The organism is Planctopirus hydrillae (assembly GCF_001707835.1).
Lineage (GTDB): Bacteria > Planctomycetota > Planctomycetia > Planctomycetales > Planctomycetaceae > Planctopirus > Planctopirus hydrillae.
The window spans coordinates 1-377 of the sequence record NZ_LYDR01000102.1 but is presented as its reverse complement, the minus strand read 5'-3'; the positions used below and the strand labels follow the sequence as shown (position 1 = coordinate 377).

Genomic DNA, 377 nt, shown 5'->3' with positions numbered 1-377 from the left:
CCTTCATCATTAGGAAATCATTGTCGTGTTTGTAGTGATAAGAATCAATTGACATACTGTCAAAAAAATGAATCGCCGCCAGATTCTTCTCATCTACTTCCATCCGACAGTTTGAAAAGTCCTCAGACGTCATTCTTAAGAAAGTCAAGAATAGTTCATCCAGATAATTCTTGGCATAAGGAAGCCCTTTCTCTTTACAGAACTCATCTACATAGCTTGCAAACTTTGCATTATGTTTAGGATACTCTATTAAAAGCATATAGCATTTAATTAATAATAATCTGTAATCCCGAGGAGATTCTATATCATTACTTTTCAGACAATCCGGCATGAAGTGTTCAACAAAATCATCTGCCGACATATTATTATAAGGTAGC

At 34.7% G+C, this 377-nt stretch carries 1 pseudogene; it reads right to left on the bottom strand.

What is annotated here, in order from left to right:
- A pseudogene (locus tag A6X21_RS25040) lies at nucleotides 1-361 on the bottom strand (hypothetical protein); the annotation flags it as partial.
- Nucleotides 362-377 lie beyond the last annotated feature (16 nt).